The 26,779-nt window shown below is 62.1% G+C and carries 25 protein-coding genes; 18 read left to right on the top strand and 7 right to left on the bottom strand.

All coding sequences use genetic code 11. From position 1 onward, the window contains the following. The first annotated feature begins 17 nt into the window (after window positions 1–17). Window positions 18–1,481 carry a F0F1 ATP synthase subunit beta gene (gene atpD / locus VSX42_RS09120; protein WP_185174462.1) on the top strand — a complete coding sequence of 488 codons (1,464 nt, stop codon included), beginning with the start codon at window positions 18–20 and terminating at the stop codon, window positions 1,479–1,481. 2 nt (window positions 1,482–1,483) lie between these two features. Beyond that, entirely contained in the window at window positions 1,484–1,741 is a 258-nt protein-coding gene (locus VSX42_RS09125; protein WP_135011542.1) for a F0F1 ATP synthase subunit epsilon, read from the top strand. Window positions 1,742–1,824: 83 nt separating this feature from the next. Here the strand turns inward: VSX42_RS09125 and nucS are convergent, their stop codons facing one another. Next, entirely contained in the window at window positions 1,825–2,541 is a 717-nt protein-coding gene (gene nucS / locus VSX42_RS09130; RefSeq protein WP_237185871.1) for an endonuclease NucS, read from the bottom strand. 57 nt (window positions 2,542–2,598) lie between these two features. Between nucS and VSX42_RS09135 the strand changes: the two genes are divergently transcribed. After that, window positions 2,599–2,940, top strand: coding sequence for an ATP/GTP-binding protein (locus VSX42_RS09135; protein WP_326503985.1), 342 nt, complete (start codon window positions 2,599–2,601; stop codon window positions 2,938–2,940). A gap of 112 nt (window positions 2,941–3,052) precedes the next feature. Here VSX42_RS09135 and VSX42_RS09140 read toward each other — a convergent pair whose 3' ends face one another. Continuing rightward, a complete protein-coding gene (locus tag VSX42_RS09140) occupies window positions 3,053–4,375 on the bottom strand; it encodes an AI-2E family transporter (protein WP_326503986.1) in 1,323 nt (440 codons plus the stop codon). Window positions 4,376–4,524: 149 nt separating this feature from the next. On the opposite strand from VSX42_RS09140, the gene VSX42_RS09145 reads away from it, so the two are divergent. The 5 genes from VSX42_RS09145 (at window position 4,525) to VSX42_RS09165 (ending at window position 10,334) form a co-directional block, all read left to right on the top strand. Further along, window positions 4,525–5,442, top strand: coding sequence for a co-chaperone YbbN (locus VSX42_RS09145; protein ID WP_326503987.1), 918 nt, complete (start codon window positions 4,525–4,527; stop codon window positions 5,440–5,442). A 54-nt stretch (window positions 5,443–5,496) separates the two neighbouring features. Further along, a complete protein-coding gene (locus VSX42_RS09150) occupies window positions 5,497–6,387 on the top strand; it encodes an ABC transporter ATP-binding protein (protein WP_326503988.1) in 891 nt (296 codons plus the stop codon). Beyond that, window positions 6,369–7,988, top strand: a complete 1,620-nt coding sequence (locus VSX42_RS09155) for a hypothetical protein (RefSeq protein WP_326503989.1) — start codon at window positions 6,369–6,371, stop codon at window positions 7,986–7,988. The genes VSX42_RS09150 and VSX42_RS09155 overlap by 19 nt, the downstream gene beginning before the upstream one ends. A gap of 142 nt (window positions 7,989–8,130) precedes the next feature. Further along, on the top strand, window positions 8,131–8,421 hold the full coding sequence (locus VSX42_RS09160) for a DUF3039 domain-containing protein (protein ID WP_135013381.1): 291 nt from the start codon (window positions 8,131–8,133) through the stop codon (window positions 8,419–8,421). A gap of 125 nt (window positions 8,422–8,546) precedes the next feature. After that, on the top strand, window positions 8,547–10,334 hold the full coding sequence (locus VSX42_RS09165) for a DEAD/DEAH box helicase (protein ID WP_326503990.1): 1,788 nt from the start codon (window positions 8,547–8,549) through the stop codon (window positions 10,332–10,334). Window positions 10,335–10,528: 194 nt separating this feature from the next. Here the strand turns inward: VSX42_RS09165 and VSX42_RS09170 are convergent, their stop codons facing one another. Further along, on the bottom strand, window positions 10,529–11,155 hold the full coding sequence (locus VSX42_RS09170; RefSeq protein WP_326503991.1) for an isochorismatase family protein: 627 nt from the start codon (window positions 11,153–11,155) through the stop codon (window positions 10,529–10,531). Between the two features lie 16 nt (window positions 11,156–11,171). Continuing rightward, window positions 11,172–12,476 carry a nicotinate phosphoribosyltransferase gene (locus VSX42_RS09175; protein WP_326503992.1) on the bottom strand — a complete coding sequence of 435 codons (1,305 nt, stop codon included), beginning with the start codon at window positions 12,474–12,476 and terminating at the stop codon, window positions 11,172–11,174. A 143-nt stretch (window positions 12,477–12,619) separates the two neighbouring features. On the opposite strand from VSX42_RS09175, the gene clpS reads away from it, so the two are divergent. The 7 genes from clpS to VSX42_RS09210 all read left to right on the top strand — a co-directional run bounded on the left by clpS (window position 12,620) and on the right by VSX42_RS09210 (window position 17,902). Next, a complete protein-coding gene (clpS, locus tag VSX42_RS09180; RefSeq protein ID WP_135013391.1) occupies window positions 12,620–12,934 on the top strand; it encodes an ATP-dependent Clp protease adapter ClpS in 315 nt (104 codons plus the stop codon). 4 nt (window positions 12,935–12,938) lie between these two features. Then, a complete protein-coding gene (locus tag VSX42_RS09185; RefSeq protein WP_326503993.1) occupies window positions 12,939–13,520 on the top strand; it encodes a DUF2017 domain-containing protein in 582 nt (193 codons plus the stop codon). 128 nt (window positions 13,521–13,648) lie between these two features. After that, entirely contained in the window at window positions 13,649–14,617 is a 969-nt protein-coding gene (gene murI, locus VSX42_RS09190; RefSeq protein ID WP_326503994.1) for a glutamate racemase, read from the top strand. Between the two features lie 34 nt (window positions 14,618–14,651). Further along, a complete protein-coding gene (locus tag VSX42_RS09195; protein WP_326503995.1) occupies window positions 14,652–15,518 on the top strand; it encodes an MBL fold metallo-hydrolase in 867 nt (288 codons plus the stop codon). A 99-nt stretch (window positions 15,519–15,617) separates the two neighbouring features. Continuing rightward, on the top strand, window positions 15,618–16,367 hold the full coding sequence (gene rph, locus VSX42_RS09200) for a ribonuclease PH (protein WP_326503996.1): 750 nt from the start codon (window positions 15,618–15,620) through the stop codon (window positions 16,365–16,367). Next, entirely contained in the window at window positions 16,367–16,999 is a 633-nt protein-coding gene (locus VSX42_RS09205) for a non-canonical purine NTP pyrophosphatase (RefSeq protein ID WP_326503997.1), read from the top strand. The genes rph and VSX42_RS09205 overlap by 1 nt, the downstream gene beginning before the upstream one ends. A 21-nt stretch (window positions 17,000–17,020) precedes the next feature. Beyond that, window positions 17,021–17,902, top strand: a complete 882-nt coding sequence (locus tag VSX42_RS09210; RefSeq protein ID WP_326503998.1) for a phosphotransferase — start codon at window positions 17,021–17,023, stop codon at window positions 17,900–17,902. A 141-nt stretch (window positions 17,903–18,043) separates the two neighbouring features. Here VSX42_RS09210 and VSX42_RS09215 read toward each other — a convergent pair whose 3' ends face one another. Further along, entirely contained in the window at window positions 18,044–19,189 is a 1,146-nt protein-coding gene (locus tag VSX42_RS09215) for an ADP-ribosylglycohydrolase family protein (protein ID WP_326503999.1), read from the bottom strand. Window positions 19,190–19,237: 48 nt separating this feature from the next. Between VSX42_RS09215 and VSX42_RS09220 the strand changes: the two genes are divergently transcribed. From VSX42_RS09220 to VSX42_RS09230, 3 genes are read left to right on the top strand one after another with little or no spacing between them, the layout of a single operon-like run. Further along, window positions 19,238–20,383, top strand: coding sequence for an exonuclease SbcCD subunit D (locus VSX42_RS09220; RefSeq protein WP_326504000.1), 1,146 nt, complete (start codon window positions 19,238–19,240; stop codon window positions 20,381–20,383). After that, on the top strand, window positions 20,384–23,527 hold the full coding sequence (locus tag VSX42_RS09225; RefSeq protein WP_326504001.1) for an SMC family ATPase: 3,144 nt from the start codon (window positions 20,384–20,386) through the stop codon (window positions 23,525–23,527). Continuing rightward, window positions 23,524–24,912, top strand: a complete 1,389-nt coding sequence (locus VSX42_RS09230; protein WP_326504002.1) for an MFS transporter — start codon at window positions 23,524–23,526, stop codon at window positions 24,910–24,912. The genes VSX42_RS09225 and VSX42_RS09230 overlap by 4 nt, the downstream gene beginning before the upstream one ends. Before the next feature lie 94 nt (window positions 24,913–25,006). Here VSX42_RS09230 and VSX42_RS09235 read toward each other — a convergent pair whose 3' ends face one another. Together VSX42_RS09235 and VSX42_RS09240 are read right to left on the bottom strand one after the other, a co-directional pair. Then, the gene (locus VSX42_RS09235) at window positions 25,007–25,654 is read right to left on the bottom strand and encodes an MBL fold metallo-hydrolase (protein WP_326504003.1); all 648 of its coding nucleotides are present in this window, start codon (window positions 25,652–25,654) and stop codon (window positions 25,007–25,009) included. Between the two features lie 11 nt (window positions 25,655–25,665). Further along, window positions 25,666–26,757, bottom strand: a complete 1,092-nt coding sequence (locus VSX42_RS09240) for an S-(hydroxymethyl)mycothiol dehydrogenase (protein ID WP_326504004.1) — start codon at window positions 26,755–26,757, stop codon at window positions 25,666–25,668. Window positions 26,758–26,779: the final 22 nt, after the last annotated feature.

Raw genomic sequence — 26,779 nt, forward strand, 5'->3', positions numbered from 1 at the left:
ATAGGTAAGTGAGAACAATGACTGCCACTCTGAACGAATCGGCTACTGCGCCGGCTCAGGGCGCAACCGGTCGCATTGCTCGCGTTATCGGCCCTGTCGTTGACGTTGAGTTCCCTGCCGGCCAGGTACCTGACATCTACAACGCGCTGACCGCTGATCTGACCCTCAACGGCACCACCCGTAAGATCACCTTCGAGACTGCCCAGCACCTCGGTGACTCACTGGTACGCGCAATCTCCCTGCAGCAGACCGACGGTCTCGTCCGCGGCCAGGCTGTAGTTGACACCGGCGCTCCCATCTCCGTCCCCGTAGGCGACGGCGTCAAGGGCCACATCTTCAACGTCCTCGGTGATGCCCTCGACGTCTCCAACGACGAAATCAAGGCCGACACCTACTGGCCCATCCACCGCGCAGCCCCCGGCTTCGCAGACCTCGAAGGTTCGACCGAGATGCTGGAAACCGGCATCAAGTCCATCGACCTTCTGACCCCCTACATCAAGGGCGGTAAGATTGGTCTCTTCGGTGGTGCAGGCGTTGGTAAGACCGTTCTGATCCAGGAAATGATTACCCGCGTTGCCCGCAACTTCGGTGGTACCTCAGTATTCACCGGCGTTGGCGAGCGTACCCGTGAAGGTAACGACCTCTGGGTTGAAATGGAAGAAGCTGGCGTTCTGAAGGACACCGCTCTCGTATTCGGCCAGATGGACGAACCGCCGGGAACCCGTCTGCGCGTTGCGCTGACCGGCCTGACCATGGCGGAATACTTCCGTGACGTTCAGAACCAGGACGTTCTGCTCTTCATCGACAACATCTTCCGCTTCACCCAGGCAGGTTCTGAGGTTTCAACCCTGCTCGGCCGCATGCCGTCCGCTGTGGGCTACCAGCCCAACCTGGCCGACGAAATGGGTCTGCTGCAGGAGCGCATCACCTCAACCCGTGGTCACTCCATCACCTCCATGCAGGCAATTTACGTTCCTGCGGACGACTACACCGACCCCGCACCTGCAACCACCTTCGCCCACCTGGATGCAACCACCGAGCTCTCCCGTGAGATTGCTTCACGTGGTCTGTACCCCGCGATTGATCCCCTGTCTTCCACCTCCCGAATCCTGGACCCCCAGTACATCGGTCAGGAGCACTACGACACCGCAATTCAGGTCAAGGCTATCCTGCAGGAAAATAAGGAACTTCAGGACATCATCGCCATCCTCGGTGTTGACGAACTCTCCGAAGAGCAGAAGGTCGTTGTTTCACGTGCCCGCCGCATCGAGCAGTTCCTCTCACAGAACACCTACACTGCAAAGCAGTTCACCGGTGTCGAGGGTTCAACCGTGCCGATCAAGGACACCATCGAATCCTTCCAGATGATCTGCCGCGGCGATGTTGACCACATCCCCGAGCAGGCCTTCTACAACATCGGTGGTATGGACGATGTCATGCGCCGTTACGAGGAAATCAAGGCACAGTCTGGAGCCAAGTAATCATGGCACTGAAAGTTGAAGTCGTTTCCCGTGAACGAGTCGTGTGGGTTGGCGAAGCCAAGTACGTGCGCGCACGCACCGTCGATGGCGACCTGGGTATCATGCCCGGTCACATCCCCACCATGGCCCTTCTCGCTGAAGACGGTGAGCTTCTGATTGAGGCAACCAGCGGTGAGAAGAAGACCACCCGCCTGCACGAAGGTTTCTTGACTGTCTCTAACGATCGAGTCACCATCGCAGCTAAGCACGCACAGATCTAACTAGATTACTGTGACGAAAGGACGCCGCCCTTCCCCAGAGATGGGGGAGAGCAGCGTCCTTATTTTTTTAGCTTTCTTCTTGTTTAGAAGAGGCGGGATTCTACGTCATCTACTCCGCGCATGGCATCGTAGTCGAGAGCCACACAGCGGATGCCGCGGTCTTCTGCCAGTGTGCGGGCCTGGGGCTTGATGCGCTGGGCAGCAAAGACACCCTGAACCGGCGCTAGCAGGGGGTCGCGGTTGAGGAGCTCTAGGTAGCGGGTGAGCTGTTCTACGCCGTCGATATCGCCTACACGCTTGAGCTCGACAGCCACAGAGACGCCCCCGGCATCCTTGGCCAAAATATCTACCGGGCCGATTGCCGTGGGGTACTCCCGGCGTACCAGGCGGTAACCTGCGCCAAGAAGCTCAATCTGTTCAGCCAGCAGGCGCTGTAAGTCGGCCTCAACTCCGTCCTTAATAAGGCCCGGGTCAATACCCAAATCGTGGCTGAGTTCCCCGTGGGTACCGAAGACACGAATCACCAGCTTGTCGTCGCTCTTGGCGGCCTGCACAGTCCACAGCTCGCTCACATCGGGGTCAAGATCCTCGGCTACCGAGGTGCCCTCGAACTCTTCGCGAGGGGAAATATGTAGACGGCAGGGCGGGCTCATCCAGTTCAGGGGCTTGTAGGAGCCGCCGTCGGAGTGAATCAGCACCGAGCCGTCATTCTTGATCATGAGCAGGCGGGTAGCACGGGGCAGATGGGCATTGAGACGGCCCATGTAGTCTACGGAACAATCAGCTATAACTAAACGCACCGTACCACTCTAACAGGTGGCTTGGGCGGGCACACCGGTGCATGAAAGAATGGGGGAATGCCTCGTCGTTCTTCATCTAAGCCCCGCCGTCCCAACTCTAACTCCGGAGCCGCCCCCAGCAAGTGGCAGAAGGCCCGCCCCGCTGGGCGCGACATTTCCCGTATCCTTGACCCTGCCCCGCGAGTGGAACGGGCCCAAGACGGGGACTGGTATGTGCAGTACATCCCCTCCATCAATGCTCTGAAAACCTATAAGTGCCCCGAATGTGAACGGCCTATCCAGCCCGGGGTGGCGCACCTGGTGGTCTGGCAGCAGGACCATATGTTTGGTACCCAGCGGGCTATCGAGGAGCGTCGCCATTGGCACGAGCGGTGCTGGGCAACCCGTAGATTCTGGTAGAACTTGGCGAATGCCCCACACAATCTAGATCAGGATAGAAGCGCAGAAAAAACCGGTAGCGGCCCCTGCTCAAAGGCAGGGCGCTACCGGGTTAAGGAAAACGGACGGTTCGTTAGAGCTGGTCCTGCCGGGGTACGAGTACCTCATTGACCAGAATCAGCAGGGAGGCTGCGACGGGAATCGCAATGAGGGCACCGAGCACACCCCAGAGAGAGCCACCGGCTACCACCGCGATAATAGCTACAGCACCGGGCACGGCCACAGCCCTGCTCATAATGCGGGGGGAGATGAAGTAGGCCTCGATCTGCAGGTAAATCAGGTAGGGGATAAGGAAGAAGAGGGCGGTCTGCCAGCTGTCGATGAGCGAGATGACCGAGACCAGGACGGCGGCGCTGACGCCACCGACCAGGGGAATGAAGGCCAGGAGCAGGACGAAGAGCATGAGCAGCTGGGCAAAGGGCACGCCCACAATCAGCATGATGATGGCGGCACAGGTGGCGTTGCAGATAGCCACGAGAGCCTGGCCCATGACGTACTGGCCAACAGAGCTGGTGATTTTTTCGGTGAGGTAGCCGACGCGTTCACGCTTGGAGGCAGGCGCCAGGCGGATAAACCAGGCCTTGATGGTGGGTAGGGACGCGAGCACGTAGATGGAGAGGAACAGCACGATAATCGTGCCGGTCGTGATTTCTGCCAGGGTGGAGCCCGCGTTCATGAGGGAGTTCATAAAGCCGCTCACCACAGAGGTATCTGAGGTGACCTGTTCAAAGAACTTCTCTACTTCGGCGTCTACCGCTGAGCGGATGCGGTAGCGCTCATCAAGACCTGAGAAGAGATCTGAGTTGAGGAAGTTCTCAAACTGCTGGGGGAAACCGGTGATGAAGGAAACTGCCTGGCGGGCGATGAGGGGCACTAGCCAGAAAATGAGGGCAGCGGCTACCGCAACAAAGAAGAGGAAAACGACGGTGACGCCCGCGCCACGCGGAAGACCCCACTGTTCGAGTTTGCGTACAGCCGGGTCTAGCCCCAGGCCGATGAACACTGCGCCGGTGAGCCAGCCAGCTAGGGCGCCAATGTTGAGCACAAAGTACATGCCCATCCAGGCCAGGCCCACACCGACGGCCAGCATGAAACCAAAATAGATTGGGTTGCTGATGTAGCGTCCCTTGCCGGGGGTAAGGGCGTGGGTTTCTGGGGGAGCGGGGGCGGCGCCGTCCTTATTCTCTTTCAGGTGGGCCGGTTCCTCGGGCAGCTGGAGGCGGTGGCGGGGGCGAGCGCCGGGGATAGCCGGTAGAGCGAACTTGTTGTTTTGCGACTGCCCGGTGCCGCTTTCTTCGGCGTTGGCTGGGGAATCTGGTTGCGCGGATGCCTGTGCTCGGCTGACGCGGGAGGTCAGGGGCCGCAGGAGTCGGGAGGGAGAAAAAGATGAGGGCATGCTGGCTACTTGGGTAGTGGTGTAGTTACTGTGTTCAACCTTATCGTGATTCTGCCCTGGGCTAGAACTAGGGCAGGGGTGCCCGTGCACCGGCTGAGCTTTGGCACCATAGACAGTAGAGATATTTATCGTTGTGAAAGGAAGGCCCAATGGCCGGGATTGACGATCAGAACTTACCCGCTTCGGTACGAAACGCCCTGGACCTGGGGGCTACGAGTTCGGCAGGTTCCAGCGCTGAGCCTGCTGAGGAGAGCACCGCTGCCAGCTGGCGACTGGATGTAACCGATGTGGCCCAGTTCCAGCAGCTGGTGCAGGAATCCAAACGGGGCGCCGTCATTTTTGCCCTGTGGGCACCCCACTCGCCGGCGTCGGCTCAGATGCTGGAGCAGGTCGAGGCCCTGGTGAACTCTGCCGGTGGCAACCTGCTGCTGGCTGCCGTCGATATCACCAAGATTCCCGAAATCGGGCAGGCTTTCCAGATTCAGGGCGTACCTGCGGCCGTGGCTGTGCTCGCTGGCCGACCGGCCCCGCTCTTCAACGGCCCCGTTGAGTCCCAGGCCCTGACCGAGGTGCTGGGCCAGGTGTTACAGCTCGCTGCCCAGCAGGGTTTGCCCGGTGGATTCGAGCCGGTACTGTCGGAGGCTGAGAAGCCTCTGCCTCCCCTGCACCGGGAAGCTATCGAGGCTCTAGACCGGGGCGATTACCAGGGAGCTGAAGCTGCCTACACCCGCGCGCTCAACGAGAACCCGGGCGATACGGACGCCAAAATCGGCCTGGCTCAGGTCCACCTGCTCCACCGCGTCTCTACTCTGAACCTGGCAGAAGAACGCCAGAAAGCTGCCGCCGACGCTACCGATGTGCAGGCCCAGCTCAACGTTGCCGACCTAGATGTAGCTGGCGGACATGTGGAGGACGCCTTCAACCGCCTTATCGCCCTCTTCAAGGCCGTGGATGCGGAGACTAAGACCACGGTGCGCGAACGCCTGCTGGAACTTTTCGAGGTTGTAGGCTCAGCTGACCCCCGCGTCACAAAGGCCCGTTCAGCCCTGATGATGGCTCTTTTTTAAGGAATCACCCTAGCGGGGGAGGGCATAGCACGTGATTCTGGCTACAGTGGAGATATGGCACACGAGAACCTTCCCCCGCAGAATGAACGTTTCGACCAAACCCACAACCGGCCTGAAGAGGCACCCGGCAGCGGCTTTACTGAGCCGGTTTCAGCGCCGGTAGAAGCTGAAGTGGCAGAAGCCAGCAGGGGCAGCGCAGCCCTGGAGATTACCAACCTAGTGAAGGTCTTTGGCCAGCAGGCCGCGGTAGACGGAGTCAACCTGACCGTACCCCGAGGCTCCTTCTACGGGCTGGTAGGGCGCAACGGCGCAGGTAAGACCACCACTCTCTCCATGGCAACGGGTCTGCTCAAACCTACCGCCGGGCAGGTTCTGGTGGGTGGCCTGGATGTCTGGGCCAACCCTCTAGATGCTAAACGCCGGGTGGGTGTGCTGCCCGACGGCGCCCGCCTCTTCGATAAGCTCACCGGCGAGCAGCTCCTCACCTACGCCGGCCGCCTGCACGGGCTGGATAAAGCAACCGTGGCTGAGCGAACCCGCGACCTGCTCACGGCTATGGACCTGACCGGGGCCGCCGGCCGCAAGGTCGCCGACTACTCAGCCGGTATGACCAAGAAAATTGCCCTGACCTGCGCCATGATCCACGCCCCCTCCCTGCTGGTGCTCGACGAGCCCTTCGAAGCGGTGGACCCGGTCTCGGCCTCGAACATCCAGGATATTCTCAAGGCCTATGTGGCAGGCGGTGGCACCGTCATTATCTCCTCCCACGTCATGGACCTGGTTCAGCGCCTGTGTGACCACGTTGCCATTATGAACGACGGCCGTATTTTGGCCTCTGGCACCGTGGAACAGGTGCGCGGCGGCGTATCGCTGGAAGAGCGGTTTGTTGAACTGGTGGGCGGACGCGTTGTATCGGAGGGAATCTCATGGTTGCAGTCCTCCTAAAACTCAAACTCGACCACTTCCTCGCTATCTTCCGCAACGGGAACGCCTGGGCTATCGTGGGCCTGGTCTTTGGCCTGCTCTACGGGGTCGGCGCCCTGGTGGGCGTGGCCGGTGTAGGTTTCACCCTGCAGAACCCCGCCGACTCCCTGCTCATTCTGGGGCTGGCCGGTGGCCTGCTGACCCTGGCCTGGTGGCTGATACCCCTGGTTGCAGCCGGTGCCGACCCCACCCTTGACCCAGAGCGCCTTGCCCCCTATCCCATTACCGTCCGCCAGCTCATGGGCGGCCAAGCCCTAGGGGCTCTGATTGGGGTGCCCGGTGTACTGACGGTACTAGCCACCCTGGCTCTGATAACCTCCAACTTCTACTCGCTAGCGGCTACCCTGGCTTTCATCCCGGCAGGTTTACTGGGTCTTGCCCTCGCCATTCTGGGCGGACGCCTGACCGCGGTGGCCTCTATACCCGTCCGCTCGCGACGCTCAGTGAGTAATGCCCTCACTCTTCTTGCCTTTGCGGCCCTGATCTTTGCCGGGCCTCTGATGCTGGCGACGATCACGGGTATCACCAGCAACACTGAGCAGCTCCGGCAGATTCTCGGCTACCTGCAGTGGACTCCTGTAGCCTCAGCCTGGGCCATTGCCCCGCAGGTAGGAGCCGGCCGCTACGGCCTCGCTCTAGCTCTTACCGCGTTCACCCTGGTCTACTGTGCCCTGGCCTGGTTTATCTGGCAGTTCTTTGCGGCTAAAACCATGGCCAGCGTGGGAGATTCCGCCGGAGTTCAGGACGAAGGCAAAACCCTGGCCCAGGGTAATCTGGGGCTTCTTGGGCGCTTCCCGGCCACCGTGCGCGGGGCTATCGCCGCCCGTACCTTCGACATGATGCTCCGGGATTCCCGGGCCAACCTCAACGTGCTCATGATGCCGCTCATGTATATCTTGATGGTTTTTATCTCGGGAAGCTTTATCATCTCAATGAACGGGGCGGAGGAAGAGATGACGAACCCCATGGCCTTCGTCATGGCGGTTGCCTTCATACCGGCTATGGCAGGCTATGCACAAACCAACCTGGCCTCCCTAGAAGGCACAGCCTTCTCCCTGCACGCCCTCTCACCCCTGCGCGGCATTGACGACAGGCTGGGGCGGGCCTACGGCATGATGCTGCTTTACCTGCCCATGATTGTGCTGGGTACCCTGGCCTTTGCTTTCCTGACCGGTCATGCTTCCTGGGCCCTGCCCCTGCTGGTGAGCGCCATCGGCACCTACTTCATTGCTAACGGCATGGCCAACTACCTGGATACCACTTTCAACGCACCGGTAGTACCCCCGGGAACCAGTCCCTGGAAGACCCCGGAACAGCCCGACGGTATGGCCAAGACAATGGCGCGGGGCTTCCTGCTCTTCATCCCCATGGCTCTATCACTACCGGCTATCATCGGCATGGCGGCCACGGCTATCGTCGGTAGCATGCTCTGGATTTGGCTAGGTGCCGTCGTCACCGCCCTCATCGGGGCAGCAGCCTTCTACCTGGGCGTCCGCGCCGGCGCGAAAAACTACGAACGGCACGTAGCAGACATGTACCAGCGAGTAGCCCGCTACAGCTAACCCGCCCCTCAACCTGCTCGAAGCAGGCAACCCCACCAGCGGCGTCCGGCCCCTGCCCTACAGCAGGAGCCGGAGGCCGTCTTGACGGGGGCACTACACTGGTAGACAAGACCAACCCGCTCTAACCTTAAGGAGACCCGGCATGTCATCGATTCCCGGCATCGAAGACCCCTTCCCCGAAACCGCCCACTCCGGCGGCACCGCCCTGTTGGAACGCGAAGAAGTCCAGAACGTCGAACCCGGCGACCACGAACGCTTCGCCCACTACGTGCGCAAAGAAAAAATCATGGAGTCCGCCCTCACCGGCAAGCCCGTGCGCGCCCTCTGCGGTAAAAAGTGGACCCCCGGCCGTGACCCCGAAAAGTTCCCCGTCTGCCCCGAATGCAAGGAAATCTACGAGGGCCTTGCACCCGGCGACAACGACGAAAACTAACCAATAGCCTAGTCAACCAGACTCATCGAGAGATGACTCATAGCCCCATTCGCCCCCGAATGGGGCTAAACTTTTGTGGTGCCCAAAAACTGTGAGGGCAAAAATGAGGGAAGGGAAGATACGAGATGAACGACAGCCAGTTACCGCTCTTTGGCGAAGGTTCCAACCCGCCCCTGCCCCCGGCCTACCCCGACCGCGCAGCCTGGGGAACCGCACCTAAGCTCCGCGCCTGGCAGGCAGAAGCCATGACCAAGTACTTCACCGAGAACCCCCGCGACTTCATGGCCGTGGCAACCCCCGGCGCAGGTAAAACCACCTTCGCTCTGACCGTCGCCAAGGAACTCTTCAACCGCGGCACCATCAACCGCATGACCGTGGTCGCCCCCACCGACCACCTTAAACGCCAGTGGGCCGACGCCGCCGCCCGCGTCGGTATCTCCATCGACCCCAACTTCAAAAACTCAGACGGCACCATGGGCCGCGGCTACCAGGGCGTTGCCCTCACCTACGCCCAGGTTGCCAACAAGCCCATGCTGCACCGGGCCCGCACCGAAAACGGCCGCACCCTGGTTATCATGGACGAAATCCACCACGCCGGTGACTCCCTCTCCTGGGGCGACGGCCTGCGTGAAGCTTTCGAACCGGCCACCCGCCGCTTAGCCCTGACCGGTACCCCCTTCCGCTCCGACACCGCAGCCATCCCCTTCGTCCAATACGAAGAAGACGCCGACGGTATCCGCCGCTCAAAATCCGACTACTCCTACGGCTACGGCCCCGCCCTCAAAGACCACGTCGTGCGCCCCGTCATCTTCATGGCCTACTCCGGCCAGATGCGCTGGCGTACCTCCGCTGGTGAAGAAATGGCAGCCAACCTGGGGGAGGGTTTCACCAAGGACGTCACCGCCCAAGCCTGGCGCACCGCTCTCAACCCCGACGGTGAATGGATCCCCACCGTACTCGCCGCCGCCGACAAACGCCTAACCGAAGTGCGCCGCACCGTCCCCGACGCCGGCGGCCTCGTCATCGCCACCGACCACGCAGACGCCCGCGCCTACGCCAAACAGCTCCAGAAAATCACCGGTGAAAAACCCGCCCTCATTCTCTCCGACGACAAAGAAGCCTCCAACAACATCGAAGAGTTCTCCGCAGGTCTTTCCCGCTGGATGGTCGCCGTACGCATGGTATCCGAAGGCGTGGACGTCCCTCGCCTAGCCGTCGGTGTCTACGCCACCTCAACCTCCACCCCCCTCTTCTTCGCCCAGGCCATCGGCCGCTTCGTCCGCTCCCGCAAACGCGGCGAAACCGCCTCGGTCTTCCTACCCTCCGTACCCCAGCTCATGATGCTGGCCAACGAAATGGAAACCGAACGCGACCACGCCCTCGACCGCAAAGGCGCAAGCGACGAAGCCATCGACCCTCTCAACGAAGGCCTAGACGACCACCTCATCGAAGAAGCCAATAAAGAAGAAGTCGCCAGCGACCAGCTCACCCGCGGCAAATTCGAAGCCATAGGCTCCCAGGCCTCCTTCCACGGTGTGCTCTTCGACGGCGCCGAATTCTCCACCGGCGGCCTGGAAATCGGCTCCGACGAAGAACAAGACTTCCTCGGCATCCCCGGCCTACTCGACGCCGACCAGGTAGGCACCCTGCTCCGCGCCCGCCAAAAAGACCACGCCTCCCGCCGACCAGCATCCACCGCCCCCCAAGTCGTCGATCACCGCCAGCTCAAAGACCTGCGCAACAAGCTGGCCAAGAACGTCGCCGCCTGGGCAGCCCGCACCGGTAAACCCCACGGCTCTATCCACAACGAACTACGCCGAATCTGCGGTGGGCCCGCCGTTGCGCAGGCCTCAGCAGAACAGCTCCAGGCCCGCCTGGATAAGCTACAGGACTGGTTCGTGGGGCGTAAGTAGGAACTCTTGCCTGGGGCCGGTGCTTGTGGTGCCAGCAGGCACCCTGAAACGCCAGCCCCGGGCCAGCCTGCCGGCACCACAACCACCAGATATCAAAGGGGTCTTTCTTTCCTAACATGGAAAGAAAGACCCCTCGTTGCCCTATTGCCAGATGAGAGCGACCTTCACTGTCAAAGACCTGTAGCGCAGATGACTTACAGCACCTCGGTCACAGTCACCCCGGCGTCCTCAAGCTCCTCGTTGACCTCATCGAGGGCACCCTCATCAACCGGGGCCGTCAAATCAAGCAGCACCCGGGTCTCGTAGCCAGCATCCACCGCATCCAGCGCAGTAGCTTTCACACAAAAATCAGTGGCAATGCCCACCACATCAACATCGGTAATATCGCGCTCAGCCAGCCAATCATCCAAAGATACCTTGGGGGTGTCGTCCTGTACCTGGGCACCGGCCTCGCGCTCGCCGGTCATCACCGAATCCTCGGGAGCCAGCAGCCCCTCAAAGCCGGAATAGGCTGCCTCAAACTTGCCTTTGCGGAAGTAGGCCTCGATGTAGTCGGTATCGAGATCCTCGTGCAGCTCGGCACCGTGGCTCTCGGCCTTGCAGTGTACCGGCCAGGAGTCCTTGAAATCGGGGTTCTCAGAAAAATGGGTGCCGGGGTCAACGTGCCAGTCTTGGGTGGCAACAATCGCCTCGTAGTCGCCGTGGTGGTTCTCTACGTACTCGCTAATGAGGGCAGCAACCTCTGAGCCACGCTCGGTAGCAAGCGAACCGCCCTCGCAAAAGTCGTTCTGAACATCAACAATAATGAGTACTTTGGACATCGGGTAATCCTTCTTCTTAAGAGACAAATTCTGTGGGAATGACCGGGTCGCCGGGGGAGAGGCGGGTAGCGGCTACCGGCAGCTCGGTGAGGGAGCGGGCATGACGCTCGGCGGCTCGGCGCACGCCCTCAGCCCCGGTAAAGCCGGGCTGGATCTGCCCGTCGACCACCAGGTCTATCATGAGGGGTCGGTCGTTGGAGTCAGCAGGAGCCTCAATATCGAGCCCCACCACTTCGGCTGTGGCGGTGCCGGTGGCATCAAGACGGCGGACGGCGGTTTTCTTGCCGCCCACAGATGCCTTACCCGAGGACGCCTTAGCGACAGGCTCCATCACCCCCTGGGAGTTCTCGCGCAGCACCACCTTATAAACCATGGAAGAGGTGGGAACCCCGGAGCCGGTAACCAGTTTTGTACCCACCCCGTAGGCATTGACGGGGGCGGCAGCTAAGGACGCGATGGCGTACTCGTCCAGGTCGCTGGTCACGGTGATCTTGGTGCCGGTATTGCCCAGGGCATCGAGCTGCTCGCGCACCTTCTGGGCCTGGGCAACCAGGTCACCAGAATCCAGGCGGACGGCACCCAGCTCCTTTCCTGCCAGCTCAACAGCCAGATTCACGGCTTGTTCAACATCGTAGGTATCCACCAGCAGGGTGGTGCCCACACCTAGGGAGGCTAGCTGGGCTTCAAAAGCCTGGCGCTCGGAGTCGTGGAGCAGGGTGAAGGCATGGGCGCTGGTGCCGACCGTGTGGAGCCCGTAGCGGCGTCCTGCCTCAAGGTTCGAGGTAGCGGTAAAACCGGCAATGACGGCGGCGCGGGCGGCAGAGACAGCAGCCTGCTCGTGTGCCCGGCGGGAGCCCATCTCAAGGCAGGGACGCTTGCCCGCTGCAACCGTCATACGGGAGGCAGCGGTAGCGACAGCAGAGTCAAAGTTAAGGATCGAGAGAATAAAGGTCTCTAGCAGGCAGGCCTCTGCAAAGGACGCCTCAACCTGCAAGACGGGGGAGTGGGGAAAGAAAACCTCACCCTCGGCATAGCCCCGGATAGAACCGGAAAAACGGAAGTTAGCAAGGTAATCCAGGGTCTGCTCATTGACCACCTTACGGGAGGCTAAAAACTCCAGCTCTTCGGTATCAAAGCGGAAGTTCTCTAGCCCCTCAAGCAACCTGCCGGTGCCTGCCAAGACGCCGTAGCGGCGTCCGCCCGAAAGCCTGCGGGTGAAAACCTCGAAGACGGTGCGCCGGTGGGCAGCGCCTGAGGCTAGGGCAGCCTGCACCATGGTCAGCTCGTAGTGGTCGGTGAGGAGGGAAGTTTTTTGAGTCACGGGTATAACTTTATCCTTTTGACCGCACCTAAGCCCAGCCCCACCGCCGCGGTTCTGCTTGCTCCGAAAGTGAACGAGCTAGGGCACAGCGAAAGAAGAGCCCTATGATAGATAAGGTACAAATGACCTAAGGAGTACACCCTATGCCTTCGGCTGCCTCAGCCACCGATACCCTGGCAGATCTTGAGCTCGATCTAGCCCTAGACGAGAGCACCCAGCTCAACCTGCCCTGGGCGGTCATTGTCTGGGACGACCCGGTTAACCTGATGAGCTTCGTGACCTACGTGCTGCGTACCCAGTTTGGCTACAGCACCGAAAAAGCCCACCAGCTCATGATGCAGGTACACACCGAAGGTAAGGCCACCGTCTTTAGCGGCTCCAAAGAAGAGGCCGAACGGCACACCACCGCCCTGCATACCTGGGGCCTGTGGGCAACCATCGAGCAGGCAGGTGCATAGATTTATGGCTGAACCCTTTACCCCAACCTCCCGTGGTATTGCCGCCCGCTTCACCCCTGAAGAGGTGCAGGTGCTCACCCGCCTGTTTGAGGACGTCGCCCTGGTGCTGGAGCCGGAAGAAGACCCCAACGCCGACCCCCTGGCAGCCCTGGTGGGGATTTCTGAAACCGCCAGCGTGCCCAGTGACCCCGCTGTTGCCCGCATGCTGCCTGTGGCGAGCGACGACCCGGAAGTTGCCGATGAATACCGCCGCTTCACCGACCTTTCCTTACGCCGGGCCAAAATCGAACACCTCACCCAGGCCGCCATGGACCTGCAGGCCGGGGTTGTGCGGCTAGATACCGAGCGGGCCAACAGCTGGGCCGCTGCCCTCAACGACGTGCGCCTTACCCTGGGCACCCGCTTAGGGATTAACAGCGCTGAGGACGCCGACCGCATCGGCGAACACACTGACTGGGGCAGCGTAGAGAGTACCGAAGACTATATGGCCCTGCTCTACAACTTCGTCACCTGGCTGCAAGAAAGCCTCATGCAGAGCCTCCTGCTGGGCTTGGACGATGCCGGGGCGGGGCCGTCCGCCCCCTAAGCGCAATCTTTCGTGACCGAGTATGACGCCTCGCGCGGGCGCCGGGGCGTGATAGTCCACTCAAAAGCCGGTCGCTGCGATAGGCGGCCTACAGTTTTCTTCAACCTTTAGCTAGTGTCAGGTGTGTAATGAGCGAAACCAACTCGAAACTCGTAACCCCCTGGGGTAGTCAGGTGCTTGCCGAACCCACCGCAAGTGCCCCCATTGGCGTGTTCGATTCGGGAGTGGGCGGCCTAACCGTTGCCCGCGCCATCATGGACCAGCTCCCGCACGAGTCGGTGATTTACGTGGGCGATACCGCCCACGGCCCCTACGGCCCCCTGACTATCGCCCAGGTGCGAGCCCACGCCCTGCGTATCATGGACGAGCTGGTGGACTCCGGGGTGAAACTCCTAGTCATTGCCTGCAACACAGCGTCTGCTGCTGTGTTGAGGGACGCCCGTGAGCGCTACACCCGCAAGTACGGCATTCAGGTGGTTGAGGTTATCCAGCCCGCCGCCCGCCGAGCAGTGGCGGCAACCCGCAACCGTAAAATCGGCGTCATCGCCACCGAAGCTACCGTGACCTCCCGTGCGTATGAGGACACCTTCTCGGTCATGAGCGACCTTGAAATCTACTCTGTGGCCTGCCCCCGCTTCGTAGAGTTCGTTGAACAGGGCATCACTAGCGGCCCCGAGCTACTTGAGACCGCCGAAGAATACCTGGCTCCTCTCAAGGAGGCCGGGGTCGATACCCTGGTGCTGGGCTGCACTCACTACCCCCTACTCACAGGCGTCATCTCCTACATCATGGGGGACGACGTCACCCTCGTGTCGTCCTCGGAAGAGTCGGCTAAGGACGTCTACAAGGCCCTGTTGCGAGCCGGGCTAGAGCGCCCTGCCGCCCTGCCGCCCTCCCACGAATTCCTGGCCACCGGTGAAACCGAAACCTTCGAGCACTTAGCCCGCCGCTTCCTGGGCCCCGAGGTCGCCAAGGTGCGCCACACCAACTCGGTGGCAGAACGGTTCCCCACCGGCTCCCTGGCCGTCGTTCCCCCCGAACTCATCGCTCCGTCCGTCACCACCCCGCGCATTACCATCACCACAGACACTCCCTAACCCACAGACACACACCGAAGAAGGAAGGCCACTGATGCGATTGACCGTCATAGGCTGTACCGGTTCTTTCCCCGGGCCCAATGCAGCGGCCAGCTGCTACATGGTCTCGACTATTGATGACCTGGGAAAGACCTGGCGCATTATCGTTGATATGGGCAATGGCGCCCTGGGCACCCTTCAGACCCACATCAACCTCGAAGATATCGACGCCATCCTGATCTCCCACCTGCACCCCGATCACTGCATCGACCTCTCAGGGCTGCACGTAGCGGTCAAGTGGAACCCCAACGGCTGGTCTAAGGGCCCCATTCCCCTCTACGGGCCCAGCGATATTCACCAGTACCTGGTCAACACCCACGGCCTGCCCATCGAACCGGGCATGCACACCGAGTTCGAGTTCCACGAGTGGAACAACCACGCCGAGGTCAAAATTGGCCCCTTCACAGTGACCCCGCACGTGGTCGTACACCCCACTAAGGAGCCCTACGCCCTGCGCATCGAGTGCGAAACCGGCGAGGGCAAGACCGTGCTCACCTACTCCGGCGACACCGACTCCTGCATCGGCCTGATTGAAGCGGCCCGCGACGCCGACCTCTTCCTCTGCGAAGCGGCCTACCAGGAGGGCCGTGATGACGCCCTGCGCGGCATCCACCTGACCGGCAAACGCGCCGGTGAAGCGGCAGCCGAGGCAGGCGTCCGCAACCTGCTGCTCACCCACCTGCCCATCTGGAACGACCCCGCCACTGCCCTGGCCGAAGCCAAGAGCGTTTTTGACGGGCCGATATCGGTGGCTGAGGCCTCGGCAACCTACCGGGTCAACCCCCGCCGTAGCCCCGAGGAATACGCCAGCAACCCGCAGACCACCACCCTGAACGTCATTAGCCGCCACCAGGGGTACTAACACCTGCCGAGGTGGGTAAGGCCCAAAAACCAGACAACACGGGTGCCAAAAGCGCCCGTGTTTTTGTGCGCCTCGGGCAACAGGCGATAGGCTGAACTCATGACAGAAAACATGGCAGCACCCACCCTACGCGGCGACGGCCGCACCCCCGACCAGCTCCGCCCCATCACCGTCACCCGCGGCTGGTCAAAGAACGCCGAAGGTTCGGCCCTGATTGAATTCGGCAACACCCGGGTGCTCTGCACCGCCTCACTGACCGAGGGCGTGCCCCGCTGGCTCAAGGGCCAGGGCACCGGCTGGGTCACCGCAGAATACGCCATGCTGCCGCGCGCCACCAACACCCGTAACTCCCGCGAATCGGTCAAGGGAAAGATTGGCGGCCGCACCCACGAAATTTCTCGACTGATTGGCCGCTCCCTGCGCGCCGTCATCGACACCGCCGAGCTGGGCGAGAACACCATCGTGCTCGACTGCGATGTGCTCCAGGCGGACGGCGGCACCCGCACCGCCGCCATCACCGGGGCCTACATCGCCCTGGCAGATGCCATCAACTGGGCCCAGGCCCAGGGTATTATCCCGGCCAAGGCCAAGCCCCTCACCGGCTCTGTTGCCGCCATTTCTGTGGGCATCATTGACGGCGTACCCATGCTGGATCTGCCCTACGAAGAAGACGTGCGCGCTGAGACCGACATGAACGTGGTCGTCACCGGCGAGGGCAAGTTCGTTGAGGTTCAGGGAACCGCAGAGGGTGCCCCCTTTGACCGCGACGAACTGAACTCCCTGCTCGACTTGGCCCTGCACGGCACCGCGCAGCTAGCCCAGATCCAGCGCGAAGCCCTGGAGGACTAATGCCCGCCAAAATCGTTCTTGCCACCCACAACCAGGGGAAACTACGCGAGTTCCGCGAGATGCTGCGCGGCGCTATCGAGGGGCTGGACGTTGACACCGAGGTGATCGACGCCGGTGCAGCAGGTGCCCCCGACGTGGTTGAATACGGCGTTACTTTTGCCCAGAACTCCCTCTTGAAGTCCCGCGCGGTAGCTGCGGCTACCGGCCTGATTGCTATTGCCGATGACTCAGGCCTGTCGGTCGACGTGCTGGGCGGTGCCCCCGGTATTTTCAGTGCCCGGTGGGCAGGCAAGCACGGGGACGATGAAGCCAACCTCAACCTGCTTTTAGCGCAGCTATCGGATATCGCCGATGACCACCGCCGTGCCCGCTTTGTCTGCGCAGCCTCGATGGTTACCCCTGAAGGTATAGAGGCCGTGGAAGAGGGGGAGCTTGCCGGAACCCTGCTGCGCGAGCCCCGCGGCGAGGGCGGGTTCGGTTATGACCCGATCTTGGCAGCCGACGGTTTCACCGGCGAATACGCTGGCCTCTCCTGCGCCCAGGTGCCCGCTGATGTCAAAAATGCCATCAGCCACCGGAGCCAGGCCCTAACCAAGCTTCTTCCCCACCTACAGGCCGCCCTGGCCCAGTAACAATCCTGTACGAGGTACCCTATGGCAGCGCACCTTACACTCATTGAACAGATGAAGGCTCTTCCCGTGATCACGGCGGTAATGGAGCAAGCCGGTTTGAACATTCCCCGCGACCGCTGGGACGTCCGAACCACCGGCTCTGCCCACATCATCGTCAACATGGGGGCGGAGCTGAGTGTGCGTATCGCCAAAACCCAGCAAACCGGGCACCTGGTAGCCCGCCGCACCGAGATCCTGCGGCGGCTACCCCAGGACCTCCCCTTTGCGGTACCCCGGCCCATTACCCGGGTCATTACCCGAAACGGCTTCACCGCTGTAGGGCTAACCTGGATTAAGGGGGAGCCCCGGCTACAGGGCTCGGCCCCGCCCAAGCAGCTTGCCACCCTGGTCAAAGCTATCCACTCGGTAGATTTCAGCGGCTACGGTCCCTACCTCGACATGGTGCACGAGCACTGGGGCGGGCGCGATAACTGGGAGGTGCTCCTGCGCGAGCAGGTCGTACCCCAGCTGCTCACCGGCGCCCAGAAGGTAGCCCACGCAGCCATAGACCGGGTACTGGAGCTAGAACCCGCCCCACCGGTGCTGGTCCACGGCGACCTAGCCGGTCACAATATTCTCTGGAACGGCGATAAATTGGTTGGCGTTATCGACTGGGACCACGCCTCGGTAGGGGACGCAGCTGTTGACCACGCCGCCCTGGGTAACTTCTACGGCTGGGATTCCCTCTCTAAAGCGCTCGATGAAGCCCAGTTGGAACGCGCCAAAATAGTGGCCCGCCTGCTACCCTTGCAGTCCCTGGCCTACACCATGCGCAACGGCATGGGCGGAGCTATCCAACGCCTGGCTGTGGAGCGCGCCGACGAATGGTACCTGGACCACCGCACCGAGGTGCTTGCAGCTTAAGCACTCTAGGGAAAGTAGGGCAGGCAGGCTCACGCTCACTGCCGCCCCTCTCGCTGGTTCGCAGGCTCGCCAGATTCGCACCAGTCCCGCAGCCAGCAGTTTCGCTGCGAGCCTGCCTGCCCTTGCTTCTGAACGGAAGTCTTACAACCCAAGCTGCTTAAACCAGGCCGCCTCAACCAGGTTCAGGGCTTCTGCGGCATCGGTAGCAGGGGCGAGGTCTGCCGGGAAAGCCGCGTCTCCCCAGAGCGCTCCGAGCAGGGATCCGACTAGAGCCCCAATGGAATCTGAATCGCCGGTGACAGCAATTGCCGCACCCAGGGCCTCACGCACTGCCTGCTTCTGGCTCAGCTTGCCAGCCGCGACGTCCGCCTCTGCCCGCAGGGCTAGGAAGAGGGCGTAGCCGAGCACCTCGGGGGCTACCAGGAGTTCGCCGAAGTGGGAGCGGGCGTCCGCCCCCTGCGCCTCTTGCTGAGCCAGGCGGACGGCGGTGCCCAGCGCCGTGCGGGTAAGCGCGGCATCGCCGGGTAGGGCCTGGCTTTGTTCCACCGTGCCTAGCCAGTTCAGCACCTGCTGAGTACAGGCTTCAAGCACACCGGGGCGGTGAGCCTGCCCGGCACTCTGGCTGGTGTTGCCCAACAGATAGCGAATTAGCAGGGCATAAGCGCTCGCCGAGATGATTGCCTCGGGGTGGCCGTGGGTGAGGGCCGCGGCGTGGGCGGATAGCTTGATGACGGTAGCGTCATCGGCAACCGGCAGGTAACCGAAGGGGGCAGAGCGCATGAGCGCCCCGGTGCCCAGGGCCTGCGGGTTGATGTTTTTAGAGATAAACTGCATTTCCCCCGTGGCAAGGGCTGCCAGGGTGGCCTTGCCCGGGCTCCGCTGCTGGCGCATCACCTGAAGCGTATCGAGGGGGCGGGGAAGGGAATAGGGTGCGGTCTCGGGTAGCGGGTGGCCGGTGCCGGTGTACCAGCGCAGGTAGGCTAGCCAGATGCAGGCCAGCTCGTCGGCTGCCTGACCCTCGTTGTTCCATTCCAGCACCTCGGTGAGCCCGTCGAGGGTTGCCAGGGTGAGCTGGGTGTCGTCTGAGATGAGCAGGGGTTCCTGGGCGATAGCCGCGATAAGGTCGGCTCCTGTACGCTCGCCCCAGTGCTCAGTAATCTGTTCTGCGGTGCTGGTCTCTAGGGGGTAGCCCAGGGCGTCCCCCAGGGCGGTACCCAGCAGGGAGCCGCGCAGGGCCGACCGGTAGGCGGGGGAGAGGGCATCGGGGGCAGGAAAAACAGAATTCATGCTCCCTATTCTAAAGCGGGGTAAGAGCGGGACCACTAAACTGGTGGTATGCGTATCTTGCACACCTCAGACTGGCACCTGGGCCGAACCTTTCACGGTACCTCCCTGCACTCCTATGCCGAGCAGCTACTCGACGAGCTGGTGACTCTGGTTCAGGAACAGGGCATCGACGTGGTGCTGATTAGCGGGGACGTCTATGATCAGGCCCAGCCCCGTATCGAGACCGTGCAGCTTTTCGACCGTACCCTGACCCGCCTGGTGCAGGTTGGAGCGCAGGTGGTAGCAACGAGCGGTAACCACGATTCGGCTATTCGCCTGGGCTTTGGCTCTTCTTTGCTGAGTGCTGCGGGCGTGCACCTGGTGACCTCGCAAACCCAGGTGGGCCAACCCGTCCTGCTCTCCGCCGGGGGCGTTGAGGTGGCCTTTTATGGCATACCCTACCTAGAGCCGCGCCCGATTGCTGCACGCTGGGGCACCGAGGCTAGCCACGCGAGCGTGCTGGCTGAAGCCATGAGGAGGGTAGAAGAGGACGCCGCCACCCGCCAGGTTGCCGCCACGGTGGTGCTTGCCCACTGCTTTGCCACGGGTTCAGAGCCCTCAGAGTCAGAACGCGATATCTCGGTAGGCGGGGTACAGCAGGTGCAAGCGAGCACCTTTGCTGCTGCCAGCTACACAGCCCTGGGGCATCTGCACGGGCGGCAGAAAGTCACCGATACCGTCAGGTATTCCGGTTCTCTCCTGGCCTATTCTTTCAGCGAGCAAAACCACCGCAAGGGGGCCTGGATCATCGACGTAGCCCCTGACGGAACTACCGAGGTGAGCGAGCATACCTGGCAAACCCACCTGGTGCTCAAAACCCTCAAGGGTACCCTCAACGAGGTGCTTGCCGAAAGCACTGTGCAGGCCTACGGCCGGGCTTTTGTCAGTATTACCCTGACCGATGCTGAGCGCCCAGCCGCTGCCCTCGATAGGCTCAAAGTCCACTACGAGCACGTCCAGGAACTTTTCTTCGCCCCCGAAGGCGCTGAGAACCGCCCGGAGTACAGCTACCGCCGCACCCGCGAGAGCCAGAGCGTTCAGGCTATCTGCGAGTCCTTCTACGAGCACGTGCGCGGTCGTGCCCTCAACGAGGCTGAAACCACCTATCTCACCGACGTCCTAGACCAGGCCCGCACCAGGGGAGCAAGCGACTAAATGCGAATTCACCGACTAGAACTGACCGCCTACGGCCCCTTCCCGGGAACCGTTACCATCGACTTTGACGACCTCAACCGAGAGGGCATCTTCCTGCTCAACGGCCCTACCGGCTCGGGCAAGTCATCTATTCTCGATGCCATCTGCTACGCCCTCTACGGCTCCACCTCATCGGGGCGCACCGACCTGAAATCCCGCTTCGCTGACCCCCACGTACAGCCCCGGGTGCTGCTGGATTGCACCATCGGCACTGACCGCTACCGGATCGACCGTAGCCCGGCCTACGAGCGCCCCAAGAAACGCGGTGAGGGCACTACTACTGAGCAGGCCAAAACTCTGATTGAGAAGTTTGATGCCGCCACCGGGAGCTGGGAACCAGACCCGGCTATCACCCGCCACAAGGACGCCGGCGACTTCATGCTCTCTGCACTGGGCCTCAACGCCCAACAGTTTAACCAGGTCATGCTGCTGCCCCAGGGGCAGTTCCAGCGTTTCTTGGTCGCTACCTCTGGGGAGCGGGAGCAGCTGCTCAAGCAGCTCTTTGGTACCGAGGACTTCGAGAAGGTACAGGACCTGCTCCACAGATACGCTAAGGACGCCGCCGCTGCAGCCGAGGCTGCCCAGCAGGACCTGCGGGTGTTAGAGCAGCGGGCAGAACGTGCCGAGCAGGCAGCCCGGGCTGACCAGGCGCAAGGTGCCCTGGGTCACGAGGCAAACAAAAGCACCGAAAGCTCTTCCGCTCCCGAAGACTCCGCGCCCGCTCCTGTAGCGGACCTACCCGACCACCTGCGCCAGGTACTCAGCCAGCTAGCAGATCTCATTCAGAGTCTAGAAGGGCAGCGGGATAAAACCGCCCACGACCTCGAAACACTGGCAAACGAGCACACCGAAACCGCCCAGCTGCAAAAAGATTGGGCCACCTTCCTCAAGCTCACCCAGGAACAGGAAACCCTGGCAAGTGAAGAGAGCCAGATAGCTGCTAGCCGCGCCCGCCTCGAAGAACACCGGGTAGCTGCCGAGATTCTGCCTCGGGTAACAGCGGCTGAACAGGCAGCAACCGCCTATCAGCAGGCAGCAGACCGGGTAGAAACCCACCTGGGCAGCACCCGCACGCTTCTGGCGTCCGCCCGGGAAAACCTCACCGAAACCGCCCTCGAATACGACCTGCTCACCCAAGCCCAGGACGCCCTCGAGACCACTTTCACCGACGCGACCAGCCAGCAGCTGAGCGAATTCACCAGCGCCCACATCGACCAGCTCACCCGCTACCAGCAGGCAGAAAAAGACATCGCAAACCTGGCTGCTCAGGCACAGGCCAGCACCAGCAACCTCAAAGGCCTGACTACCCGCCGCACCCAGCTCACCCAGGCCCTGGAAGAAGCCCAGCAGAGCCTCACCCAGCAGCGTCAGGACTACGAGAAAACCGAGCAGGCTACCGCCCACGAAGAGGCTGCCCGCGCCCTGCTGGACCAGGCCAACGACCGGGTCACCGCCGCCGACCGCCTGACCCAGGCCCGCACCAACCTAGAAGCCGCCCAGCGGGCCTCCCAAGGGGCCGAAGAAAGCCGACGGAAGGCGTCCACCCACGCCGAAACCCTACAGCGCCAGCGCTTTGACGCCGCCGCCCAAATCCTGGCCGAAACCCTCACCGATGGCCAGCCCTGTAGCGTCTGTGGCTCCACAGACCACCCCGCCCCCGCCAGCTACGACCAGAACACCCCACCTGTTACCGAAGAAGCCCTCACCCTCGCCAAGTACCAGCGCGACGCGGCAGAAGTAGAAGCCCAACAGGCGCTCGCCGCCCTGAGCGCAGCCCAGAGCACCCTCGACCAGCTGGTAGAGCAGGGCACGCCTGAACCCGAAGAAGCCCGAGCAGCCCTAACCTCTGCCCAGGAGAACCTCAGCCAGGCCCAGGCCCAGGTCGCCCACCGCAGGGCCCTTGCCCAGCGCATCGCCACCGCCGAACAAACCCTCGGCACCAGCCGGGCAGCCCTGACCGAGGTCGAACGCCAGCACACGAGCGAAGAAGCCAAACTGCACCATCTCACCGCTCAGAGAGAAAGCCTTGAAACCGAGCTAGCGCCCCACCTCCAGGGCCCCGGCTTCGCCGACCGTATCGCCACCCTCAACCGGCTAGCCAGACAGCTACCCACCCTGCTCGCTGCCTACGCCGACCAGGAGCGGCAGGCCCAAGCCCAGGCGTCCGCCCAGGAAGAGCTGAACAGCGCTCTACAAGAAGCCCAGCTCAAGGACGCCCAGCAGGTAAAGATCCAGCTCCTCACCAAGACCCAGGCCAGCCAGCTAGAACAGCAGATCACCACCCACCGCGACCGCACCCTGGCGGTCACAGCCCAGCTCACTAGCCCCGCCCTGGCCGCCATCGCCCAGCTCCAGGCGGACGGCGGCCAGCCACCTGCCCCCGAACAGCTAGACCAGCTCAAGGCAGCAATTGCCCAGCTCAGCGCCCAGCGCGATAGCTTCATTAGCCATGCCACCCGACTGACCGGTGCCCGCGAGGAACTGTACGAGGTGCTGAGCCTGCTCGAAACGACCCTAGAAAAGAGCCGCCTGCTACTGGAGGACGCCCACCTCAAACATGAACTCGCAGCGACCGCCACAGCAGCCCCCGGCAGCGATAACCGCTTGCACATGACGCTGACGTCCTATGTGCTGGCCTACCAGCTCGCCGAGGTCGCCGAGGCAGCCAGCGAGCACCTCGAAAAAATGACCCACGGCCGCTACCGCCTGGAACACACCGACCGGGCAGAGGGGCGCAACAAGAAATCCGGCCTGGCCATCGATATCTTTGATACCTGGCACAACGCCAGCCGCCGCCCCGAAAGCCTCTCGGGCGGCGAAACCTTCATGGCCTCCCTGGCCCTGGCACTGGGGCTTGCCGACGTCGTGCAGCAGACTAACGGCGGTATCGACATCGATACCCTCTTCGTTGACGAAGGCTTCGGCTCTCTCGACGATGAAACCCTCGAAGAGGTCATGACCACCATCGACTCCCTGCGCGAGCGCGGGCGAGTCATCGGTCTCATCTCGCATGTGGCCGAGATGAAGAACCGTATTAACAAGCACATCGTCCTTACAAGCTCGCCCCAGGGGTCATCCCTGGTGGCAGATGCAGGAGCAGCGTGAGCCCCCACCGTAACCCCAAGAATCGCAGCTCTTCCCCCCGCACGGGGCTGGGCTACCGGCGTGATCGCCAGCGGCCCAGTAGCCCTGATCTGCGGAATAACCTGCGGGAGAGCGTCACTCGCCTGCGCATTTCAACCGAGTACGCCCGTACCCGTATCCGCGACCTGCTGCTGACCCACGGCTGGCGCTTCCTCTTCTTCTCCCTGCTCATGCGTCTGCCTGCGGCTATGGTGATGCTAGCGGTGATGATGATGCTGGCCGTGCAGAATAATGAGGCAACCCTCGGCGGGTACGCTGCCGGTACGGTGGGGCTGAGTGCTGCGCTGATGGTGCCGGTTTACCGGTCCATCTCTGAGCGCTGGGGCCAGCGAAGAATCTTCTTCGCTGTTACTGTGCTCAACATTCTGGCCCTGATGTGGCTGATGTTAGAGTCCCTGCGCTTTGCTGAGACCAGTAGCGGGTCTATCGGCCGCTTCCTCGCAGCCTGTGCGGTGACGGGTGTGAGCACCGTGCCGCTGGGGGCGATGATGCGAAGCTACTGGAGTGCCGAGTACCTCACCACCAAGGACCGCCGTAAGCTCAACGCGTCCATTTCGCTTGAAACCATGTTTGACGTCATTGCCCTACCTGCCGGGGCCGTGATTGCCGGTATGACCACGGTCTTTTTGACGGCCCAGTCGGCCCTGTTTGCGGTGATTGTGCTTGATGTTCTTGGCCTGCTTATGCTGCTGTGGCGCCCGGAAAACCTGCCGGTTGAGACCCGGGACGTCAGTGAGGGCAACCGCCGCAAGCCCCTGCGGGGCGTAAACCGCTCCCTGCTCTGGATACCCCAGCTGGGCACTATTTGCCTAGGCCTGTCGCTGGGCGCTACCCAGGCAGCTATCGTGGCCTATGCTATTTCAACCGACCAGATAGGCGTCACCGGCTTCTTGATTGCCCTCCTGGGCTTCTGCGCGGTGATTTCTGCCCTGTTTGTGCTCTTTGAGTGCTTGCCCATGTTCGGGTGGGGGGCCTGGCTGGTGAGCGGGGTGTGCCTGACCCTCACCGCCATGACCCTGTCTCTGCCCACCTCAGCTGTGGGTATGGTGATTCCTCTGATCAGTGTGGGTCTTGCCTACGGTATTTGCCTGGTCACCATGGACTCAGTGGCCACCAGCCTCTCGGTACGTAAGAACCTGGACCTGGCTCTTTCTACCCTGCAGGCCTGTTCCCTGGGCGGTATCGCGGTGGGGTTCGTGTGGGCAGCCGATTTGAGTGGCTCCTATAGTTACCAGGTTGCCCTGATTATTCCTCTCATCGCCGCTGCGATCTACTTCTGCCTGGGGCATCTCTACGGGTTCTTGTGGCGTCGCACCTACGAGGAGCGCCTGGCCCTGCTGCCCTAGCGCATCCTCTCATCGCTCTAAGCACAAGGGGCCCTACCGTCAGCTGACGGTAGGGCCCCTTAGCTATAGGTTGATGGAGCGGACGCCCGCGCAGCTAGTGGCCGCGCTTGATCCAGTTTTCGAGTTCGGGGGCTTCTAGGCCGATGCCGGTGGAGTCCCCGTGGCCGGTGAGCACAGCGGTGGATTCGGGCAGGGTCAAGAGCTTGGTTGAGATTGACTCGATGATGGTCTCGAAGCTGGAGAAGGAACGGCCGGTGGCGCCGGGGCCTCCATTGAAGAGGGTATCGCCCGAGAAGAGTACGCCCTCGCTGTTGTCCCAGGAGAGGGTGGGGGCGTAGAAGCAGACGGAGCCGGGGGAGTGGCCCGGGGTTGCCAAGACGTTCAGCTCGGTGGAACCGATGGTAATGGTATCGCCCTCTGCCAGGTCTTCATCGAAGTCCCAGGAGGGGTAGACCATCTCCCAGAGCGGACGGTCTGCCGGGTTGAGGTAGACCGGGGCGTCGAAGCGGTCGGCGGCTTCCTTAGCTGAGCGGATGTGGTCGTCGTGGGCGTGGGTCAGCAGGATTTTCTCAACGGTTCGCCCTGCAACCTTGGCAGAAATCTTATCGACGTTGTGGGCGGGGTCGATAATGACCACGGAAGTGTCGTTGCCGATAATCCAGACGTTGTTATCGACCTCCCAGGTGCCCCCGTCCAGGGAAAAGGTGCCGGAAGTGATAACTCGTTCAATACGTTCTGTCATGGTGATAACTCCTAGAGCTCAACGACCGAGCGAAGCACCTTACCGGTCTTCATGGTTTCGAAAGCTTCGTTGACCTGGTCCAGGCTGATGCGTTCTGAGACGAAGCCGTCCAGGTCGAGGTTGCCCAGCTGGTAGTGCTGCACGAACATGGGGAAGTCGCGGGAGGGCAGGGTATCGCCGTACCAGGCTGACTTGATGGAGCCGCCGCGCCCGAAGACCTCATCGAGGGGAGCCTGCCAGGTGGTGCCGGGGGCGGGCACGCCCACCAGCACGACGCGTCCGGCCAGGTCGCGGGCCTCAAAGGCCTGCTTAAAGGTTGCTTCAACGCCCACAGCGTCAATGACTAGGTCGGCGCCGAAGCCGTCGGTGAGCTCCTTGATAGCGGCTACCGGGTCCTGGTTCTTAGAGTTGATGACGTGGGTGGCACCGTGCTCCTTGGCCCGGGCCAGCTTCTCGTCGTCGATGTCTACGGCGATGATGGTGGTTGCCCCGCCCAGCTTGGCGCCGGCAACAGCGGCGGTACCCACACCGCCACAGCCAATCACAGCAACGGACTCGCCGCGGGCTACCTCACCGGTGTTGAGAACGGCGCCCAGACCAGCGGTGACGCCACAGCCCAGCAGGCCGATAGCGGCATACTGGTCTTCGGTCAGCTCAGCCTCAATCTTGGTGCACTGGCCGGCTGCCACCAGGGTCTTCTCGGCAAAGGATCCGATACCCAGAGCGGGGGAGAGCTCGGTGCCGTCTTCCAGGGTCATCTTCTGGGTGGCGTTGTGGGTGGCGAAGCAGTACTGGGGCTTGCCCTTCTGACAGGCCCGGCACTCGCCGCAGACAGCCCGCCAGTTGAGAATAACTAGGTCGCCGGGGGCAACGTTGGTGACGCCCTCGCCCACCGCCTCGACGATGCCGGCTGACTCGTGGCCCAGCAGGTAAGGGTAGTCGTTGCCGACCCCGCCCTGGACGTAGTGGTGGTCGGTCTGGCAGACACCGCAGGTGAGCACCTTCACCAGGGCCTCGCCCTTGATGGGGTTGGGCACATTGATGGTAACAACTTCAACGGGCTGATCCTTGGCCAGAGAGACGACGGCCTTGACCTTGTGCATGGGGCTCCTTCGATAGCGAGAG

The organism is Rothia nasimurium (assembly GCF_035916755.1).
GTDB lineage: Bacteria > Actinomycetota > Actinomycetes > Actinomycetales > Micrococcaceae > Rothia.

What these genes read in the sequence shown, in the direction of transcription:
- atpD (WP_185174462.1), top strand. Translation starts at nt 18, where the DNA reads ATGACTGCCACTCTGAACGAATCGGCTACTGCGCCGGCTCAGGGCGCA.
- VSX42_RS09125 (WP_135011542.1), top strand. Translation starts at nt 1,484, where the DNA reads ATGGCACTGAAAGTTGAAGTCGTTTCCCGTGAACGAGTCGTGTGGGTT.
- VSX42_RS09135 (WP_326503985.1), top strand. Translation starts at nt 2,599, where the DNA reads ATGCCTCGTCGTTCTTCATCTAAGCCCCGCCGTCCCAACTCTAACTCC.
- VSX42_RS09140 (WP_326503986.1), bottom strand. Translation starts at nt 4,375, where the DNA reads ATGCCCTCATCTTTTTCTCCCTCCCGACTCCTGCGGCCCCTGACCTCC.
- VSX42_RS09145 (WP_326503987.1), top strand. Translation starts at nt 4,525, where the DNA reads ATGGCCGGGATTGACGATCAGAACTTACCCGCTTCGGTACGAAACGCC.
- VSX42_RS09150 (WP_326503988.1), top strand. Translation starts at nt 5,497, where the DNA reads ATGGCACACGAGAACCTTCCCCCGCAGAATGAACGTTTCGACCAAACC.
- VSX42_RS09155 (WP_326503989.1), top strand. Translation starts at nt 6,369, where the DNA reads ATGGTTGCAGTCCTCCTAAAACTCAAACTCGACCACTTCCTCGCTATC.
- VSX42_RS09160 (WP_135013381.1), top strand. Translation starts at nt 8,131, where the DNA reads ATGTCATCGATTCCCGGCATCGAAGACCCCTTCCCCGAAACCGCCCAC.
- VSX42_RS09165 (WP_326503990.1), top strand. Translation starts at nt 8,547, where the DNA reads ATGAACGACAGCCAGTTACCGCTCTTTGGCGAAGGTTCCAACCCGCCC.
- VSX42_RS09170 (WP_326503991.1), bottom strand. Translation starts at nt 11,155, where the DNA reads ATGTCCAAAGTACTCATTATTGTTGATGTTCAGAACGACTTTTGCGAG.
- clpS (WP_135013391.1), top strand. Translation starts at nt 12,620, where the DNA reads ATGCCTTCGGCTGCCTCAGCCACCGATACCCTGGCAGATCTTGAGCTC.
- VSX42_RS09185 (WP_326503993.1), top strand. Translation starts at nt 12,939, where the DNA reads ATGGCTGAACCCTTTACCCCAACCTCCCGTGGTATTGCCGCCCGCTTC.
- murI (WP_326503994.1), top strand. Translation starts at nt 13,649, where the DNA reads ATGAGCGAAACCAACTCGAAACTCGTAACCCCCTGGGGTAGTCAGGTG.
- VSX42_RS09195 (WP_326503995.1), top strand. Translation starts at nt 14,652, where the DNA reads ATGCGATTGACCGTCATAGGCTGTACCGGTTCTTTCCCCGGGCCCAAT.
- rph (WP_326503996.1), top strand. Translation starts at nt 15,618, where the DNA reads ATGACAGAAAACATGGCAGCACCCACCCTACGCGGCGACGGCCGCACC.
- VSX42_RS09205 (WP_326503997.1), top strand. Translation starts at nt 16,367, where the DNA reads ATGCCCGCCAAAATCGTTCTTGCCACCCACAACCAGGGGAAACTACGC.
- VSX42_RS09210 (WP_326503998.1), top strand. Translation starts at nt 17,021, where the DNA reads ATGGCAGCGCACCTTACACTCATTGAACAGATGAAGGCTCTTCCCGTG.
- VSX42_RS09215 (WP_326503999.1), bottom strand. Translation starts at nt 19,189, where the DNA reads ATGAATTCTGTTTTTCCTGCCCCCGATGCCCTCTCCCCCGCCTACCGG.
- VSX42_RS09220 (WP_326504000.1), top strand. Translation starts at nt 19,238, where the DNA reads ATGCGTATCTTGCACACCTCAGACTGGCACCTGGGCCGAACCTTTCAC.
- VSX42_RS09225 (WP_326504001.1), top strand. Translation starts at nt 20,384, where the DNA reads ATGCGAATTCACCGACTAGAACTGACCGCCTACGGCCCCTTCCCGGGA.
- VSX42_RS09235 (WP_326504003.1), bottom strand. Translation starts at nt 25,654, where the DNA reads ATGACAGAACGTATTGAACGAGTTATCACTTCCGGCACCTTTTCCCTG.
- VSX42_RS09240 (WP_326504004.1), bottom strand. Translation starts at nt 26,757, where the DNA reads ATGCACAAGGTCAAGGCCGTCGTCTCTCTGGCCAAGGATCAGCCCGTT.